This window comes from Salmonella sp. 32031103-2018-00083-FB-01-SM-01, assembly GCF_017571995.1.
Taxonomy (GTDB): domain Bacteria; phylum Pseudomonadota; class Gammaproteobacteria; order Enterobacterales; family Enterobacteriaceae; genus Salmonella; species Salmonella enterica.
The window spans coordinates 32,212-51,240 of sequence record NZ_JAGEQL010000002.1 but is presented as its reverse complement, the minus strand read 5'-3'; the positions used below and the strand labels follow the sequence as shown (position 1 = coordinate 51,240).

The window sequence follows — 19,029 nt, the reverse complement described above, 5'->3', positions numbered from 1 at the left end:
GCCTGGTAAGACAGGCTCTAATTCACCTGTGAAAGCGCATTACAGAGTTGTTTTGCGGCGAGGATAATACGCGGGCTTGCGCGTTCAAACCAGTCGCTGTTAAGCGGAATAACCGGAATTTTTAGCAGGTTTCCCCAGTATTGTTCAATTTTGAGAATTTCGCCCGCTTTTCCGGCCACGATAATAGCCTGGGGATGCCTTGCCAGCACCTGCTCACGGCTGACTTGCGGCCACGGCACGCGGCTGTCAGCAAAGACGTTTTCTCCGCCGCAGGTCGTCAAAACCTGATGTTGAATAGACCCTTTACCACTGGTAAACAGAGGATTCATGCCAAACTGAAGAAAGACGCGCTTTTTAGCTTTACCGGCATACTCGGCGTTGAGCGCGGCGTACTCGTTTAGCAATGTCTGCGCTGCCTGCTGAGCCTTTTCCGGCTGCGGGCTCCAGGCGGCCAGTTGACGGAGCGTGTCGGCGATCTGTTCGATGGTTACCGCGTCCACCCACATGACCTTAATACCTAATGACGTCAGTTGGTTTACCTGGCGTTCCGCATTACCGCCGCGCCAGGCGACGACCAGATCCGGCTTCAGCGCCACAATGCGTTCCAGATTCATTCCCTGCCAGGTAGAGACCTGTTCTATTTTTTGCGCTTCGGGCGGGTAGTCGGAATAGCTGCTGACGCCAACGGGCGTAATCCCGGCGGCAAAAGCGAGCTCCGTATTGGCGGGAGAGAGGGTAATGACGCGCGGCGTAGCGTAAAGCCACACCGGGAGCGTAAGCAGCAGGGCGACCAGCGCCCTGAACATTTGCTTAGCCATGCGCCAGTTTCTGTACCAGCGTCTCGACCATCAGAGTCGACTGTTTCGCCGCCACCGCGAGGAATTCGTCAAAGCTGAGGTGCGATTGCTGATCGGCCACGTCAGAAATAGCGCGTACCACCACGAACGGCACGTTGAAGTTATAGCAGACGTGTGCGATAGCGGTGGCTTCCATCTCTACGGCGACCGCGTCGGGGAAGTTATGCCGAATTTTTGCCAGCCCGACGGAGCCGTTAATAAACGCGTCGCCGCTAACAATAAGGCCGCGTACCGCGTTCAGATTCAGCTCTCTGATGCAGGATTCTGCGGCGGCGATCAGTTTATCATCGGCCTTAAATCCGGCCGGACAGCCCGGTAATTGCCCGTATTCATAGCCGAAAGCGGTCACATCAGCGTCGTGGTAACGCGCTTCGTCAGAGACGACGATATCGCCGACCTTCAGCGTGGACGCCAGACCGCCTGCGGAACCGGTATTGATGATCACGTCCGGTTTGCAGTGCTCCAGAAGCAACGTTGCGCCCAGCGCCGCCGCGACTTTACCGATACCAGATTTCAGCAACGCCACTTCGGTGCCGTTCAACTGGCCGGTGTAAATTTCGCAGCCGCCCAGCGTAATCGTCTGACGGTTGTTAATTTTGTCACGCAGCAGCGTAACTTCTTCTTCCATTGCGCCAATGATGCCGATTTTCATAGATTTACTCGCGATAAGTCAGTTTTGAGGGCATAGTTTATCATGCGCTTATGGGGAAGCGCATTTCTCAGGCGGGGAGAGAATATGGCATCGATCGATTTCCGAAATAAAATTAACTGGCATCGTCGTTATCGTTCACCGCAGGGCGTAAAGACGGAACATGAGATCCTGCGGATTTTTGAAAGCGATCGCGGGCGGATTATCAACTCTCCGGCTATACGCCGTTTGCAGCAAAAAACGCAGGTTTTCCCGCTGGAGCGCAATGCCGCAGTACGTACTCGCCTGACGCATTCGATGGAGGTGCAGCAGGTGGGGCGTTATATCGCGAAAGAGATTTTAAGCCGCCTGAAAGAGCAAAACCGACTGGAGGAGTACGGTCTGGATGCGCTGACCGGTCCCTTTGAAAGTATTGTGGAAATGGCCTGCCTGATGCACGACATCGGTAATCCGCCGTTCGGTCATTTTGGCGAGGCGGCGATCAATGACTGGTTTCGTCAGCGGCTGCATCCGGAAGATGCGGAAAGTCAGCCGCTCACGCATGATCGCTGTGTGGTTTCCTCGCTACGGTTACAGGAAGGCGAAGAAAATCTGAACGATATTCGCCGCAAGGTACGTCAGGATATCTGCCATTTTGAAGGCAATGCACAGGGAATTCGTCTGGTACATACGCTCATGCGGATGAATCTTACCTGGGCGCAGGTTGGCGGAATTTTAAAATATACCCGTCCGGCATGGTGGCGAGGGCCGGTGCCGGATTCCCATCGCTATTTAATGAAGAAACCGGGCTATTATCTTTCTGAAGAGAAGTATATTGCGAGGTTACGTAAAGAACTGCAGTTAGCGCCTTACAGTCGCTTTCCATTAACGTGGATTATGGAAGCCGCAGATGATATTTCTTATTGTGTTGCCGATCTTGAAGACGCGGTAGAGAAAAGAATCTTTAGCGTTGAGCAGCTTTACCACCATTTATATCACGCGTGGGGCCACCATGAGAAGGATTCGCTGTTTGAGCTGGTGGTAGGAAATGCGTGGGAAAAATCACGCGCCAATACATTAAGCCGCAGTACCGAAGATCAGTTTTTTATGTATTTACGGGTAAATACATTAAATAAACTGGTGCCCTATGCCGCTCAGCGTTTTATTGATAATTTGCCGCAGATTTTTGCCGGTACCTTCAATCAGGCGTTGCTGGAAGATGCCAGCGGTTTTAGCCGCCTGCTTGAACTCTATAAGAATGTGGCGGTTGAACATGTGTTTAGCCATCCGGATGTAGAACAGCTTGAACTACAGGGATACCGGGTGATCAGCGGGTTATTAGATATCTATCAGCCGCTATTAAGTTTGTCGCTTAACGACTTTCGCGAGCTGGTGGAAAAAGAACGGTTGAAACGCTTCCCCATAGAATCGCGCTTATTTCAGAAACTTTCTACGCGCCATCGTTTGGCCTACGTGGAAGTCGTCAGTAAATTACCTACGGATTCGGCGGAGTACCCGGTACTGGAATATTATTATCGCTGTCGGTTGATTCAGGATTATATCAGCGGGATGACTGACCTTTACGCATGGGATGAATATCGGCGTTTGATGGCGGTCGAACAGTAAATGGACTTTTGTAAAGATGGACAATAAATTTTTACTTTTTCCAGAAACTTTGTTCCGGAACTTCGCGTTATAAAATGAATCTGACGTACACAGCAATTTTGCGTTACCTGTTAATCGAGATTGAAACACATGAAAAAAACCACATTAGCAATGAGTGCACTGGCTCTGAGTTTAGGTTTGGCATTGTCGCCTCTGTCTGCCACGGCGGCTGAAACGTCCTCTTCAGCAATGACTGCCCAGCAGATGCCAAGCCTGGCACCGATGCTCGAAAAAGTGATGCCATCGGTGGTCAGTATTAATGTAGAAGGTAGCACCACGGTGAATACGCCGCGTATGCCGCGTAATTTCCAGCAGTTCTTTGGCGATGACTCCCCGTTCTGCCAGGACGGTTCTCCGTTCCAGAATTCTCCGTTCTGCCAGGGCGGCGGTAACGGCGGCAACGGCGGTCAACAACAGAAATTCATGGCGCTGGGCTCCGGCGTAATTATTGACGCCGCGAAGGGCTACGTCGTTACCAACAACCACGTGGTTGATAACGCCAGCGTGATTAAAGTACAGCTTAGCGATGGACGTAAATTCGATGCTAAAGTGGTGGGCAAAGATCCACGTTCTGATATCGCGCTGATTCAAATTCAGAATCCGAAGAACCTGACGGCGATTAAGCTGGCGGACTCCGACGCGCTGCGCGTGGGGGATTATACCGTCGCTATTGGTAACCCGTTTGGTCTGGGCGAAACGGTGACGTCAGGTATCGTTTCGGCGCTGGGGCGTAGCGGCCTGAACGTAGAAAATTACGAGAACTTTATTCAGACCGACGCCGCGATTAACCGCGGTAACTCCGGCGGCGCGCTGGTGAACCTGAACGGTGAGCTGATCGGTATTAACACCGCGATTCTGGCGCCGGACGGCGGCAACATCGGTATCGGCTTCGCTATCCCCAGTAACATGGTGAAAAACCTGACGTCGCAGATGGTGGAATACGGCCAGGTGAAACGCGGCGAACTGGGGATCATGGGGACTGAGCTGAATTCCGAATTGGCGAAAGCGATGAAAGTCGACGCCCAGCGTGGCGCGTTCGTCAGCCAGGTGATGCCGAATTCGTCCGCGGCGAAAGCGGGTATCAAAGCCGGGGATGTCATTACCTCGCTGAACGGTAAACCGATCAGCAGCTTTGCGGCGCTGCGCGCTCAGGTCGGTACTATGCCGGTCGGCAGCAAAATCAGCCTCGGTCTGCTGCGTGAAGGTAAAGCGATTACGGTTAATCTGGAACTGCAGCAGAGCAGCCAGAGTCAGGTTGATTCCAGCACCATCTTCAGCGGGATTGAAGGCGCTGAAATGAGCAATAAAGGCCAGGATAAAGGCGTTGTGGTGAGCAGCGTGAAAGCGAATTCACCCGCCGCGCAAATTGGCCTCAAAAAAGGCGATGTCATTATCGGCGCTAACCAGCAGCCGGTGAAAAATATCGCCGAGCTGCGTAAGATTCTCGACAGCAAGCCGTCGGTGCTGGCGCTGAATATTCAGCGTGGTGATAGTTCTATTTATTTACTGATGCAGTAATCACCTTTGTCCCCCTTCCGCCATGGAAGGGGGCAACACTTTTCTGTGAAACCCCCCACAACTCCATACTTCTTTGCACTGTTTTGTGCATTTGCACAATGTCGAGACTTGTCATCTTCCTTATGCTTGTGCTCTGCTCACAGGAGGGATTTATGGCTGGCTGGCATCTTGATACCAAAATGGCGCAGGATATCGTGGCGCGCACTATGCGCATCATCGATACCAATATCAACGTAATGGATGCCCGCGGGCGCATTATCGGCAGCGGCGATCGGGAACGTATTGGTGAATTGCACGAAGGCGCGCTGTTAGTGCTGTCGCAGGGCCGGGTTGTGGATATCGACGACGCCGTGGCGCGACACCTGCACGGGGTGCGTCAGGGGATTAATCTTCCCTTACGCCTTGAGGGCGAAATTGTCGGCGTGATCGGCCTCACCGGCGAACCAGAGCATCTGCGTAAATATGGCGAACTGGTGTGTATGACTGCCGAAATGATGCTGGAGCAGTCGCGGTTAATGCACCTTTTGGCGCAGGATAGCCGTTTGCGCGAAGAGCTGGTGATGAACCTGATTCAGGCCGAAGAAAATACGCCGGCGCTGGTGGAATGGGCGCAGCGTTTGGGGATCGATTTGAACCAGCCACGTGTGGCGGCGGTGGTGGAAGTCGATAGCGGCCAGCTTGGCGTCGATAGCGCAATGGCGGAACTTCAGCAGTTGCAGAATGCGCTTACCACGCCGGAGCGTAACAACCTGATAGCCATTGTGTCTCTCACCGAGATGGTGGTGCTCAAACCCGCTTTAAACTCGTTTGGTCGTTGGGATGCTGAAGATCATCGTAAGCGCGTAGAGCAGCTTATCTCGCGAATGAAAGAGAATGGTCAGCTACGTTTTCGCGTGGCGCTGGGCAATTACTTTACCGGGCCGGGCAGTATTGCACGCTCATACCGCACGGCGCGCACCACGATGATGGTCGGCAAACAGCGGATGCCAGAAAGCCGCAGCTATTTTTATCAGGATTTGATGCTGCCGGTTCTGTTAGATAGCCTGCGTGGCGGCTGGCAGGCCAATGAGCTGGCGCGCCCGCTGGTAAAACTCAAAGCGATGGATAACAACGGATTATTACGTCGGACGCTGACGGCGTGGTTTCGCCATAATGTCCAGCCGCTGGCGACCTCTAAGGCGCTGTTTATTCATCGTAACACGCTGGAATATCGGCTAAATCGTATTTCGGAACTGACCGGGCTGGATTTGGGAAATTTTGACGATCGGCTGTTGCTGTATGTGGCGCTACAACTGGATGAACAGCGTTAAGTCCGGCGGCGCTTCGCTGACCAGAGCAGGGAACTTGGGCGAAGTAGTAGGCCGGATTAGGCAAAACCGCCATTCGACAACGTAATCTCACAGCGCCCGAAGACGCTGTGATGGGGTGGGGTTAATTCGTGGTCAGGCGCTGCAATCCCCGCGCCGTGACCTGCCAGATCACGTGTTGCGGCTGCGGCCAGCTTTCGCCATTGAGCGGGTTGCGGATAACCGACTGGTCTGCGCCCTCGGCATGAAAGACCTCAATCGTATAATCCTCATCCAGCCCGCAGACGTCAGTATAGCCGCCAAGCTGCACTGAACCTTTTATCGACTGACGGTAAACCACCGTACCGCGCGTATTATAAATCGTCACTGCCGCATATTCCGTTGCGAAGTCGCTATGTGGCACAATTGGGTATGCGGTAAAGATAAATTGTTGCGCACGGATGTCTATTTCCATACTGGCAAAACCATTTTCTTCCTTGCCAATAAGCTGCCAGCTGAATTTATCGCCATATAATGCGGCAGCATCGGAGGTATTTTTCTCTTCCGTTTGTTCCGGTGAGTCGACCTCCAGCCCATCGCTCACCACGCGCCAGCGGTTGTGTTTTTTCAGCGTGACGTTTTGCCCGGTCGTTTCATTGATGGCGTTGCAACGGTAAGGTTCGTCATGGAAGAGCTCAATGTACATTCCCGCTTGCAAAACAACCGTATCGCTATCGGCTGAATAGTGGGTGGTGCCATCATAATGACGGCTATAGATAACCTCGCCGGACTCCTCCTTCACCGTGAGCGTGCTGTATGTCGCGGTATAGTAGGGATGAGGCTGCCCGGCCAGTGTTTCTATTGTCATACGCTGTTGCCGATTATCGTAAGCAAGCTGGCAAAACGTTCTGTCGCCTTGTCCGCGTAACTGCAACGTCACGCCTTTACCGATGCCTTCGCCCGGCTCGCTGTTATCCGTCGGCAGCACATCAACGCTGTCGCGCATTAACGCGCTACGGGTCGGCTCTTCAATGTGGGAGAGCATCAGCCAGAGATCGTTTTTGCAAGCGGCATAAGGTTGCGCCATCAATGAAGGGCAGGCGCGGATAGCATCTGCGCGATGGATAAACATAGCCTGGAGATCTGCGGCAGGATCGTTGTTGAGCGAAAAATGATAAAGCCCTTCGCTATCAAGACGCAGTAACTGATATTTCGTCGACGAGACCAATGTCAGATAGCCCGGCGAGGCTTTCAGGCGGCCAGGCTCGGCATGATAAAGATAAAGGTGGTAGTGGTCGCTAAACGGTACCACAATTTTTTCGGTGGCGCAGTTTGTTCCGTTCATCTTACGTTCAAAAACCTTTTCGCCGCTGGCGGTTAACACCGTTATGCTGGCGTATAACGTATTCGCGAAGTAGCTGTGCGGCGTGGCTTTCGTGATGTCCAGAACTAATTGTCTGGCCTCATGATCCACGGCTAAACGGGCGAAGGGCATGTCGCCGTAGCCGAGGAAAATCAACTGCTCATTATGCGCGGCGCTGTCCTGCAAGGCGGTGAAATTAACGGTAAGCGCGTTTTCCCCTTCGCGGATAACCACATAGTCCGTGTCTGGGCGGTATTTCTGCGATCGCCCTTTGGGCAGGGTGAGATGGTAAATGCCAATGGGCAGGGGAGTTAACGTGAGCGTACTGTCGTTGACGGGCAATGTATACGTGTTGCCGGCGTTGTCGTGTAGCGTTAAGGCGCGTCCATAAAGTTGCTCCGGCTGATCGATATTCAGCGTTAGCGTGAGCGTTCCCGTTTTGTTCAGCGCCGCCAGCTCGGCGTTTTCAACCAGCCAGACAAAAGAGTCCAGTCCCAACTGCTGGCGCACGCTTTCCCATTCGCGCTCCGGCAGCAGATCGTAAAGCGGCCAGACGGGTTTTACCGCCTGTGCGGCGATCTGCTCGCGGGTGAACGCATCGACCGGTAAGCCGCACAGCTGAATAAACGGCGCGACGTCATAACCTGAGGCTGTGGCGATGGCGTCCGCCAGCAGATCGGTCAGGCGATGCTCGCAGGGCAAAAAGTTTTCGCCAGCACCCAGCGCGCGGTAGTTCTGGTTAAACACCCGGAAGGCTTCTGTTCCGCCTTTAAATAACATCAGCATCAGAAATTGCAGACGGGGTCGGACGCCCCAGGCGCTAATCGGCGTGCGATTCCGCAGATGGGTAATGAATTGCAATTCCTGCTCAGACTGCCGCCCGTAATCATAGAGCCAGCCGTCGGTATAAAGATGGTTCCCCTGGTTCAGGTTAAGCTGCTGGAAAAACGCGGCGTAAATGTTGTTCCACACCTCACCGACTGGCAGGTCGACGTCATTCATAAAGACGCCCTGATAGCCGTGACCGATTTCATGCAGAATCGTCCACTGCGTGACGACATTATCGATCCACCCCTGGCTTAATGTTGCAGCCGTTTGCGCGCACCACCAGGGGAGATAATAAGCCGCGCCGACGCCGTGTTTATCCGCTTTAATAAAATAGCGGTTAGCGACATTTTGATTAAGCGGCGAAGCAGGGTTATCGCTGAGACCAGTCCAGTCATTATAGGCGTCGATCACTCGCGTATAGTACGCATCCAGCGCGGTGATACCGGCGTTGATGACATTAGCGCGATCCGCCCAGGGCAGCAGAAAACGCACGCGGTCCAGTTCCAGTAGGGCAAAAGGCGACGCCTGTTCTTCCCAGGTCTGGAAAAAAGCGTCTTCGGATTGCCCCTTACGCCAGTGTGGCAAATTTTTATTGCTGGTTGGCTGTCGGTAGATCACCGAAAACTCGCCGCCCTGCGCAAAAAAGAGGGTATCAATAAAGGGAACGGAATCGACCGTTGTGCTGATCGTTTGCCAGTTGCCGTTCAGCGTAAGCGATTTCTCACACGCTGAGTCATTGCACAGCAGACGGAGTCTGGCGTTACCGGCGTTGTTATTTGGCTGGCGGATTTGCAGCTGCGTATTCGCTGGCAGAATAAATCCCAGCGCCTGGCGGTCGTGCTCGCGCCCCTTTTCAAATTTGATGTTATCCAGTCCGGGGGCCGCAGGCAACGAATAACATGTTAGCGTGATTTCCTGAGTCATATAACCTCCATAAATAGGGAGGATGAACATAGCTTTTTATTTTTATTAATAAATACAGCAGGATAACGAAATGATATGTATTGAGCCGCTGTGAGGCATAGTGATGAAAAATGGTGGTAGCCGTGAGGCGGATGAGAGGGAGCAGCAGCGTGAGAGGGGCCCGAAATGAAGCCCCGGCAGCTTTTTTATTTGCGGGTAAGCTTGTCCAGATCGGCTTCGATTTCACTGATCTTATTCGCGACGACGCTTTCCAGGTGGCGCAAGTCGTCGAGGATCTTACGTTTGAGATCGAGTTCTGAGCGGTCGCGCTGGCAGATTTGGTCCAGCTCGTCAATCACATAGCGTAGGTTAGGGCTAATCTCCTGTACTTCTTTATAACCCTGACCGATGCCATCGGCCACCACCGTTTTACGCTGGCGTGGATACTTAAACTTCACGCTTTTAGCAAAGAATTCACCTCTATCCTTTTGAAAATAGATTTTCAGGATATCGTTATTGGCTTCTTGCCGCAGGCTGTAACGATCGATTTCCTCAGGATTGGTAATGCCCAGACTTTTTAGATTGTCATACATAGCGGTATCCTTCATCACACTATAACTTTTGAATAATTAACGAAAAGTTGGTTTTTCGCCACCAATGGATACAAAAAAAGCGCGGTTGATCGCAGAAGACGTCTCGGCAACGTCATGAGTAAAAGGGCGGTGGTTATTGATAGTTTAAGTAATTCAACGCGATATTCCGTTTATAGAGAAAGCGTTTGAGGTCAGTGTGGAAAATTGACCGGAGGTAGTGGTCGATAACCTTGAGAGGCGGAGTCTATGTCCGGAACGTATAATGCTACTATTCGCCGGGTGGTGATTTCCGCCTGGATAGGAAACTCCATTGAATATTATGATTTTCTATTATACGGCCTGGCAAGCGCGCTGGTATTTGGCCCGCTTTTTTTCCCTGGCGCCAGCCCATTGACTGCAACGTTATCTTCTTTTGCCAGTTTCGGCGTGGGATTTATTTCCCGGCCGCTGGGCGCGCTATTTTTTGGCAACAGGGGAGATACGCTTGGGCGTAAAAATACGTTATTAATCACGTTAGGGGGGATGGGCGCGGTCACGTTTCTCATCGGTTGCCTGCCTTCTTACGCCAGTATTGGCGCGCTGGCGCCTGCCTTACTGGTTATTCTGCGCTTTCTGCAGGGATTTATGGTTGGAGGCGAATGGGGAGGCGCCATGTTAATGGTCGTGGAATATGCTGCTGGAAAGCACCGGGGGCGGTTAAGCGCGCTATCGCAAACAGGAGGACTCACGGGACAATTATTGGCGACAGGCGTATTTATAGTCGTGACCCAATTACCGAAGGAGGCGTTGTTATTGTGGGGATGGCGTATTCCTTTTCTGCTCAGTGCGCTTTTGGTGCTGCCTGGATTATATATGCGTCATCGTCTGGATGAGACGCCTGTCTTCCGTGCGTTTAAAAAGCAGCAGGCCATTAAGCATATGCAGCAAAAAGAAGAAAGGCCGGTGGTCAAAGTGGTACGAGAACAATGGCGCAGCATTTTGCTGATTATAATTCTGCGTTTTGCGGAAAGCGTTCCCTTTTTTCTTGCTACCGTCTTCGCGGTTTCCTGGGCGACGACGCAGCTTGGGATTGCCAGCCTGACTATTCTGTACATTGTAATGTTCACCTGTCTGCTGGCGTATCCCATGCACGTGCTATTTGGCATCATGTCGGATCGGCGTGGCTGCCGTCAGGTGTATATTTTCGGCGCGCTTTTTGTCGCGGCAATGGCTTTTCCCTTTTTCTGGCTGCTGGAAAGCCGTTCGCTCATACTGATGACAATGGGCTACGTTCTGCTTATTAACATTGGTCATAATTCACTGAATGCCGTGCAACCTTCTTTTTTCGCCGGACTGTTTCATCCGCCTGTACGCTACAGCGGTTCATCAATTGGCGCTCAGTTGGGGGCGGTTGTGGCAGGGGGATTCACGCCGTTTATCGCTAAAGCGTTAAGCGCAGTCTATGATAACAGTTGGACTTTGGTTGCCGGTTATGTCGTTTTGACTGCGCTGGCCTCGGCGTTTGCGGCAAAGATTGCGCCGGAAACCGTGTTACCGCATTCGCCGTAATGCAAAGGGGGGCTGTCGCCCCCGCTTTTCACTCGCTTAATCAATAGTGCGCAATAATTCGTTAATGCCCACTTTGCCACGCGTTTTGGCGTCGACTTTTTTCACGATTACCGCGCAGTACAAACTGTACTTGCCGTCTTTTGACGGCAGGTTGCCGGAAACGACCACGGAGCCCGCCGGTACGCGGCCATAGTGAACTTCACCGGTTTCGCGATCGTAGATTTTGGTGCTCTGGCCGAGGTATACCCCCATGGAAATGACGGAACCTTCTTCGACAATGACGCCTTCCACGACTTCAGAACGCGCGCCAATAAAGCAGTTGTCTTCAATGATGGTCGGGTTAGCCTGCAGCGGCTCCAGTACGCCGCCGATACCCACGCCGCCGGAAAGGTGAACATTTTTACCAATCTGCGCGCAGGAACCCACCGTCGCCCAGGTGTCAACCATGGTGCCTTCGTCAACGTAGGCGCCGATGTTAACGTAAGACGGCATCAGCACGGTGTTGCGGGCGATAAATGCGCCCTGACGAACGGCCGCAGGCGGAACGACGCGGAAGCCTTCTTTTTGAAAACGCGCTTCGTCGTAATCAGCGAATTTCATCGGGACTTTATCGAAGTAGCGGCTTTCCGCACCGTCGATAACCTGGTTATCGTTAATACGGAAAGAGAGCAGAACCGCTTTCTTCAACCACTGGTGAGTGACCCACTGACCGTCGATTTTTTCTGCGACACGCAGCGCGCCGGAATCAAGTAGAGAAATGACCTGGTTTACCGCCTCTCGGGTCACGGTATCTACATTAGCCGGCGTAATATCGGCGCGGCGCTCAAAAGCGGTCTCAATAACGTTCTGTAACTGCTGCATTGTTAAACTCTTTCATATAAATAAACACACTACCCTTTATCGTTTGGATTGAGGGCCGCTGTCAACCGTTGTTGCACCTCAAGTTGCAGCACATTATTAAGCGCGCGCCGATCCGCTGTGGCGATTATGAATAAATCTTCTACTCGTTCACCAATGGTTGTAATTCGGGCGCCATGAAGCGAAATTCCCAGATCGGCAAAAATTTGTCCGACCCTGGCCAGCAGACCAGGTTGATCGAGCGCGATCAATTCCATGAATGATTTTCTGTCAGTATGGGTGGGCAGAAAATTGACTTCCGTTTCGACCGTAAAGTGCCGTAACTTTGCCGGTTGCCGACGCGGCTGCGGCGGCTGCCAGCTACGCTGCGTAATGGTTTGTTCAAGACCGGTGCGAATAACGTCATGGCGATCCGCCGCCAGCGGGCTGCCGTCTGGTTCCAGAACGATAAACGTATCCATTGCCATGCCGTCGCGAGTGGTAAAGATCTGCGCGTCATGGACGCTTAAATTACGCCTGTCCAGCTCGGCGCAGACGGCGGCAAACAGATAGGGTCTGTCCGGACTCCAGATAAAAATTTCGGTTCCGCCGCGCGTGGCCTGCGGACTGAGCAACACTAACGGTTGGCGCAGATCGTGCTGCAATAAATGGCGTGCGTGCCAGGCGAGCTGATTTGGACTATGACGAACAAAATAGTTAGCGCGACAGCGGGTCCAGATTTTGTGCAGCGCGGCTTCATCAATATTATCCATTCGCAGCAGCGCCAGCGCCTGAAGCTGATGGTGACGCACGCGCTCACGCATATCCGGCGTATTTTGCATTCCACGTCTGAGCTGTTTTTCAGTGGCGAAGTACAGCTCGCGCAGCAGGCTCTGTTTCCAGCTATTCCACAAGGTTTCGTTGGTCGCGCAGATGTCCGCGACGGTCAGGCAGACCAGAAAACGCAGCCGTGTTTCGGTTTGCACCTCTTCGGCAAACTGCTTGATGACTTCCGGATCCTGGATGTCGCGGCGCTGGGCGGTGACCGACATCAGCAGGTGTTGGCGCACCAGCCAGGCGACCAGTTGCGTTTCGCGTGAGTTCAAACCGTGCAGTTCGGCGAAGGTGAGTACATCCTGCGCGCCCAGTACCGAATGGTCGCCGCCGCGTCCTTTCGCAATATCGTGGAACAGCGCGGCGATCAGGATCAGTTCCGGATGGGGAAGCCGCGGCCAGAGATCGACGCATAGCGGATGGCGCTGGCGCGTCTCTTCTTTCGCGAAGCTCTCCAGTTTGAGCATTACGCGGATGGTGTGTTCATCCACCGTGTATGCGTGGAACAGGTCAAACTGCATTTGTCCGACGATGTGCGACCACTGCGGCATATAAGCCCACAGTACGCTGTGGCGATGCATGGGCAGCAGGCCGCGGCTGACCGCGCCGGGATGGCGCAGCATACTCAGAAACAGAGTGCGCGCCTCCGGGATGTAACACAGCGGTTGGCTCAGGTGGCGGCGGGCGTGGCGCAAATGGCGTAACGTCGTAGAGTAGATGCCGGTGATCGCGCTATTGCGCACCATCATATAAAACATCCGCAGGATCGCTTGCGGTTCGCGGATAAACAGCGTGTCGTCACGCAGATCAATGAGCGTGCCGCGCAGTTGAAACTCATCGTCAACAGGACGTGGTTTTTCATCCGCAGGCAGCGCCAGAATCGCCTCGTCAAATAGCTGAAGCAGCATCTGATTAAGTTCGCTCACCCGACGCGTAACCCGGAAGTAGTCTTTCATCATCCGCTCAACCGGATCATTGCCCTCGCCGCTGTAGTTAAGGCGTTGAGCGACGCTTAACTGGCGGTCGAACAGCAGGCGGTTATCGTAGCGGCTGACCACCAGATGTAGCGCAAAGCGAATGCGCCACAGGATATGCAGGCACTCGTTGAGCTCCGCGCGCTCAGCCGGGGTTAAAAAGCCGAACCCCACCATCTCATCGAGCGAGGTGGCGCCGAAGTGACGTCGGGCGACCCACTGCAATGTATGGATATCGCGCAGGCCGCCGGGGCTGCTTTTAATATCCGGCTCCAGATTATAGCTGGTGCCGTGATAGCGCTGGTGGCGCTGGTTCTGCTCTTCTACTTTGGCGGCGTAAAATTTGTCGGACGGCCAAAAACCTTCGCTGAAAATATGTTTTTGCAGTGCCAGAAACAGAGCGACATCACCGATCAGCAGACGCGTTTCGATGAGGTTTGTCGCAACGGTTAAATCAGACAGACCTTCCAGCAGACACTCTTCCAGCGTACGTACGCTATGTCCGACATCCAGCTTGACGTCCCATAATAAAGTCAGCAGTTCGCCGACCTTTTGCGCCTGTTCATCGGGCAGCTTTTTGCGGCTTAAAATGAGCAGATCAATATCGGAAAGCGGATGCAGTTCGCCGCGTCCATAGCCGCCGACGGCGACCAGCGCCAGATCGGCAATCTGACCGAAACCGGCCTCAATCCACAGGCGTTGCAACAACTGGTCGATAAATTCGGTACGAGCTTCAATAAGCTGTTCAGCACAAATGCCGCTGTCAAATGCCTCGCCCAGCCAGTGTTGAAAGATGTCGATGCGGGCTTTGATACCAGCGACGGTCAGTTCAGCGCGCGGCCAGACGCCAGGGTTTTGCGGCTGGTCCGGGAGGGTGGGGAGTGCGGTATTCGCGTGCTGTTCAGGAAGAGTATTCATATGCGCCACCCATTAAAAAGCCGGATAATGGCGTGAACGCCTTATCCGGCCTACGTATTTACTCTTCATCCTTCAAGTTGCTTCTACGTTGGCTGCGCTCGTTCACTCCAGTCACGTACTTATGTACGCTCCTGAAGATTCACTCTCTTGCCGCCTTGAGGCAACTCGAATGATTTTGAGTAAAGGAGTAATTTGTAGGCCTGATAAGATGCGAAGGCATCGCCATCAGGCAAAACATTATTCGTCGTGTGTGATGATCGCCGGGATGGTGTCATCTTTACGCAGCGTCAGAATTTCACAGCCGTTTTCCGTTACCACAATAGTATGCTCGTACTGAGCAGACAAGCTGCGGTCTTTGGTTTTTACCGTCCAGCCGTCTTTCATGGTGCGGATACGGTAATCCCCGGCGTTCAGCATCGGTTCAATGGTAAAGGTCATGCCAGGCTGCAACACGACGCCGCCATCGTCTGCATCATAATGCAGCACCTGCGGTTCTTCATGGAAGCCGCGACCAATACCGTGTCCGCAGTATTCACGTACCACGGAGAAACCTTCGCCTTCGGCATATTTCTGGATGGCGGCACCAATGGTGCGCAGGCGAATGCCCGGTTTCACCATTTTGATGCCCAGATACAGGCTCTCTTGCGTGACGCGGCACAGACGCTCGCCCAGAATGGTCGGTTTGCCGACGATAAACATCTTCGAGGTATCGCCGTGGAATTCATCTTTAATCACGGTCACGTCGATGTTGACGATATCACCATCTTTCAAATGTTTAGCGTCATCCGGAATGCCGTGGCACACCACTTCATTAATAGAGATACAGACGGATTTCGGATAGCCGTGGTAGCCGAGGCAGGCGGAGATCGCGTGTTGTTCGTTAACGATGTAATCGTTACAGATACGGTCCAGTTCGCCAGTGGTGACGCCCGGTTTGATATACGGTTCGATCATTTCCAGCACTTCGGCTGCCAGACGGCCCGCGACGCGCATTTTTTCGATGTCTTCAGATGTCTTGATTGAGATAGCCATGAATTCTGTCCATCAGTGCCGATGATTTCGGCAATAATTGTGTAAGTGCTGACAATGGTATCAGTCAGGGGTGTACCCTGCCAAATTGAGAATCATTCTGAACTTCGCCTTTCGTGCCACAGGTGCGTTGGCGACATTTTTTCACCCCAGTCACTTACTGGTCGTAAGCTCCCGGGGATTCAGAAATTTGCCGCCTGCCTGTAACACGAAATTCATCGTTCAATTCAGCACTGAGTGCCAACAATTATTGGTGTCGGTGGCGTATTTGTGGTATAAAGCGCGCCGGACTTCCGATCCATTCGAAGACTACACACGATGGACGGGAGCGACAAATCTCACTTTGTGTAACAACACACACGTATCGGCACATATTCCGGGGTGCCCTTTGGGGTCGGTAATATGGGATACGTGGAGGCATAACCCCAACTTAATCTATAGAGGTTTTAAATCATGGCAACTGTTTCCATGCGCGACATGCTCAAGGCTGGTGTTCACTTTGGTCACCAGACCCGTTACTGGAACCCGAAAATGAAGCCTTTCATCTTCGGCGCGCGTAACAAAGTTCACATCATCAACCTTGAGAAAACTGTACCGATGTTCAACGAAGCTCTGGCTGAACTGAACAAGATCTCTGCTCGTAAAGGTAAAATCCTTTTCGTTGGTACTAAACGCGCTGCAAGCGAAGCGGTGAAAGAAGCTGCTAACAGCTGCGACCAGTTCTTCGTGAACCATCGCTGGCTGGGCGGTATGCTGACTAACTGGAAAACAGTTCGTCAGTCCATCAAACGTCTGAAAGACCTGGAAACTCAGTCTCAGGACGGTACTTTCGAAAAGCTGACCAAGAAAGAAGCGCTGATGCGTACTCGTGAGCTTGAGAAACTGGAAAACAGCCTGGGCGGTATCAAAGACATGGGCGGTCTGCCGGACGCTCTGTTCGTTATCGATGCTGACCACGAGCACATTGCTATCAAAGAAGCGAACAACCTGGGTATCCCGGTATTTGCTATCGTTGATACCAACTCTGATCCGGACGGCGTTGACTTCGTTATCCCGGGTAACGATGACGCAATCCGTGCTGTTAGCCTGTACCTGGGCGCTGTCGCTGCAACCGTTCGTGAAGGCCGTTCTCAGGATCTGGCTTCCCAGGCGGAAGAAAGCTTCGTAGAAGCCGAGTAATAAGGCTTGATAACTCCCTAAAATAGTTCGAGTTGCAGGAAGGCGGCAAGCTCGAGAATTCCCGGGAGCTTACATCAGTAAGTGACCGGGATGAGCGAGTGAAGGCAACGCACCTGCGGCTCGAAATATGAAGGGGAGAGCCCTTATAGACCAGGTAGTATCACGTTTGGTTAGGGGGCCTGTATATGGCCCCCTTTTTCACTTTTATATCTGTGCGGTTTGATGCCGGGCAGATCAAATCTTTCGAGGATTTTAGAATGGCTGAAATTACCGCATCCCTGGTAAAAGAGCTGCGTGAGCGTACTGGCGCAGGCATGATGGATTGCAAAAAAGCGCTGACTGAAGCGAATGGCGACATTGAGCTGGCAATCGAAAACATGCGTAAGTCCGGCGCTATCAAAGCGGCGAAAAAAGCAGGCAACGTGGCTGCTGACGGCGTAATCAAAACCAAAATCGACGGCAACGTCGCTTTCATTCTGGAAGTTAACTGCCAGACTGACTTCGTGGCTAAAGATGCTGGCTTCCAGGCATTTGCTGACAAAGTGCTGGACGCCGCTGTTGCTGGCAAAATCACTGACGTAGAAGTCCTGAAAGCGCAGTTCGAAGAAGAGCGCGTTGCTCTGGTAGCGAAAATTGGCGAGAACATCAACATTCGTCGCGTAGCTTCCCTGGAAGGCGACGTTCTGGGTTCTTACCAGCACGGTGCGCGCATCGGCGTTCTGGTTGCTGCTAAAGGCGCTGACGAAGAGCTGGTTAAACAGCTGGCGATGCACGTTGCGGCAAGCAAGCCGGAATTCGTTAAGCCGGAAGACGTGTCTGCTGACGTGGTAGAGAAAGAGTACCAGGTACAGCTGGACATCGCGATGCAGTCCGGTAAGCCGAAAGAAATCGCAGAGAAAATGGTTGAAGGCCGCATGAAGAAATTCACCGGCGAAGTTTCTCTGACTGGTCAGCCTTTCGTCATGGAACCGAGCAAATCTGTTGGCCAACTGCTGAAAGAGCACAACGCTGACGTGACTGGCTTCATCCGCTTTGAAGTGGGCGAAGGCATTGAGAAAGTCGAGACTGACTTTGCAGCAGAAGTTGCTGCGATGTCTAAGCAGTCCTGATTTTCCTGAGGAGCCGCCTGAGGGCGGCTTCTTTTTGCGCCTCTCTTGTAAAATCAGCCGACGCCTGGCGTCTGCGCTGAAATGCGACGTACAATGTCGCCGGAATTAACTCATATCAATCGTTGACAGTCTCAGGAAAGAAACATGGCTACCAATGCAAAACCCGTCTATAAACGCATTCTGCTTAAATTAAGCGGCGAAGCTCTGCAGGGTACGGAAGGCTTCGGTATTGATGCAAGCATACTGGATCGTATGGCTCAGGAGATCAAAGAACTGGTTGAACTGGGTATTCAGGTTGGTGTGGTGATTGGCGGTGGTAACCTGTTCCGTGGCGCAGGTCTGGCAAAAGCGGGGATGAACCGCGTTGTGGGCGACCACATGGGCATGTTGGCCACCGTCATGAACGGCCTGGCAATGCGTGATGCGCTTCACCGCGCCTATGTGAACGCCCGCCTGATGTCGGCAATTCCTTTAAACGGCGTATGCGACAACTACAGTTGGGCCGAGGCTATTAGCCTGCTGCGTAATAACCGTGTTGTGATTCTGTCTGCAGGTACGGGTAACCCGTTCTTCACTACCGACTCTGCGGCCTGTCTGCGCGGGATCGAAATTGAAGCGGATGTCGTACTGAAAGCGACCAAAGTGGATGGCGTATTCACTGCCGATCCGGCAAAAGATCCTTCCGCGACCATGTACGATCAGCTGACCTACAGCGAAGTGCTGGATAAAGAGCTGAAAGTGATGGATCTGGCGGCGTTCACGCTGGCTCGTGACCACAAACTGCCGATTCGTGTTTTCAACATGAACAAACCGGGCGCGCTGCGTCGTGTGGTGATGGGCGAAAAAGAAGGGACGTTAATCACGGAATAATTCCCGTGAGCGCCAAATACGGGTAAGATTCTGTTCTATTGACGGGTCTTATTACCTGGCAGAAATTAAACGAGACTATACTTAGCACAT

At 52.8% G+C, this 19,029-nt stretch carries 14 protein-coding genes; 7 read left to right on the top strand and 7 right to left on the bottom strand.

Annotation, left to right across the window (positions count from 1 at the left end; translation table 11 throughout):
* Positions 1 to 17 precede the first annotated feature (17 nt).
* Positions 18 to 818: a vitamin B12 ABC transporter substrate-binding protein BtuF gene (gene btuF / locus J4614_RS06615; protein WP_001118847.1), complete on the bottom strand. Its 801-nt coding sequence runs from the start codon at positions 816 to 818 to the stop codon at positions 18 to 20.
* Entirely contained in the window at positions 811 to 1,509 is a 699-nt protein-coding gene (mtnN, locus tag J4614_RS06610; protein ID WP_000689861.1) for a 5'-methylthioadenosine/S-adenosylhomocysteine nucleosidase, read from the bottom strand. The genes btuF and mtnN overlap by 8 nt, the downstream gene beginning before the upstream one ends.
* A gap of 84 nt (positions 1,510 to 1,593) precedes the next feature.
* Here mtnN and dgt point away from each other — a divergent pair, with 84 nt between their 5' ends.
* From dgt to cdaR, 3 genes are all read left to right on the top strand, one after another.
* Complete coding sequence (gene dgt, locus J4614_RS06605; protein ID WP_000146450.1) at positions 1,594 to 3,111, top strand: dGTPase; 1,518 nt, start codon at positions 1,594 to 1,596, stop codon at positions 3,109 to 3,111.
* 129 nt (positions 3,112 to 3,240) lie between these two features.
* Positions 3,241 to 4,668 carry a serine endoprotease DegP gene (gene degP, locus J4614_RS06600; protein WP_000753958.1) on the top strand — a complete coding sequence of 476 codons (1,428 nt, stop codon included), beginning with the start codon at positions 3,241 to 3,243 and terminating at the stop codon, positions 4,666 to 4,668.
* Positions 4,669 to 4,820: 152 nt separating this feature from the next.
* A complete protein-coding gene (gene cdaR, locus J4614_RS06595) occupies positions 4,821 to 5,978 on the top strand; it encodes a DNA-binding transcriptional regulator CdaR (protein WP_000929420.1) in 1,158 nt (385 codons plus the stop codon).
* 121 nt (positions 5,979 to 6,099) lie between these two features.
* Here cdaR and J4614_RS06590 read toward each other — a convergent pair whose 3' ends face one another.
* A complete protein-coding gene (locus J4614_RS06590) occupies positions 6,100 to 9,069 on the bottom strand; it encodes a putative mucin/carbohydrate-binding domain-containing protein (protein ID WP_208293099.1) in 2,970 nt (989 codons plus the stop codon).
* A gap of 185 nt (positions 9,070 to 9,254) precedes the next feature.
* Positions 9,255 to 9,641, bottom strand: coding sequence for a DUF3461 family protein (locus J4614_RS06585; protein WP_000272193.1), 387 nt, complete (start codon positions 9,639 to 9,641; stop codon positions 9,255 to 9,257).
* 246 nt (positions 9,642 to 9,887) lie between these two features.
* On the opposite strand from J4614_RS06585, the gene J4614_RS06580 reads away from it, so the two are divergent.
* Complete coding sequence (locus J4614_RS06580) at positions 9,888 to 11,189, top strand: MFS transporter (RefSeq protein ID WP_076934780.1); 1,302 nt, start codon at positions 9,888 to 9,890, stop codon at positions 11,187 to 11,189.
* Between the two features lie 36 nt (positions 11,190 to 11,225).
* Here the strand turns inward: J4614_RS06580 and dapD are convergent, their stop codons facing one another.
* The 3 genes from dapD to map all read right to left on the bottom strand — a co-directional run bounded on the left by dapD (position 11,226) and on the right by map (position 15,784).
* On the bottom strand, positions 11,226 to 12,050 hold the full coding sequence (gene dapD, locus J4614_RS06575; protein WP_001186673.1) for a 2,3,4,5-tetrahydropyridine-2,6-dicarboxylate N-succinyltransferase: 825 nt from the start codon (positions 12,048 to 12,050) through the stop codon (positions 11,226 to 11,228).
* A 29-nt stretch (positions 12,051 to 12,079) separates the two neighbouring features.
* Positions 12,080 to 14,752 (bottom strand): bifunctional uridylyltransferase/uridylyl-removing protein GlnD, encoded by a 2,673-nt coding sequence (gene glnD, locus J4614_RS06570; protein WP_001094519.1) that lies wholly within the window; start codon positions 14,750 to 14,752, stop codon positions 12,080 to 12,082.
* Positions 14,753 to 14,989: 237 nt separating this feature from the next.
* On the bottom strand, positions 14,990 to 15,784 hold the full coding sequence (gene map / locus J4614_RS06565; protein ID WP_001018214.1) for a type I methionyl aminopeptidase: 795 nt from the start codon (positions 15,782 to 15,784) through the stop codon (positions 14,990 to 14,992).
* 450 nt (positions 15,785 to 16,234) lie between these two features.
* Here map and rpsB point away from each other — a divergent pair, with 450 nt between their 5' ends.
* The 3 genes from rpsB to pyrH all read left to right on the top strand — a co-directional run bounded on the left by rpsB (position 16,235) and on the right by pyrH (position 18,939).
* Complete coding sequence (gene rpsB, locus J4614_RS06560; RefSeq protein ID WP_000246886.1) at positions 16,235 to 16,960, top strand: 30S ribosomal protein S2; 726 nt, start codon at positions 16,235 to 16,237, stop codon at positions 16,958 to 16,960.
* 257 nt (positions 16,961 to 17,217) lie between these two features.
* Positions 17,218 to 18,069, top strand: coding sequence for a translation elongation factor Ts (gene tsf, locus J4614_RS06555; RefSeq protein WP_000808106.1), 852 nt, complete (start codon positions 17,218 to 17,220; stop codon positions 18,067 to 18,069).
* A gap of 144 nt (positions 18,070 to 18,213) precedes the next feature.
* Positions 18,214 to 18,939: a UMP kinase gene (gene pyrH, locus J4614_RS06550; protein ID WP_000224567.1), complete on the top strand. Its 726-nt coding sequence runs from the start codon at positions 18,214 to 18,216 to the stop codon at positions 18,937 to 18,939.
* Positions 18,940 to 19,029 lie beyond the last annotated feature (90 nt).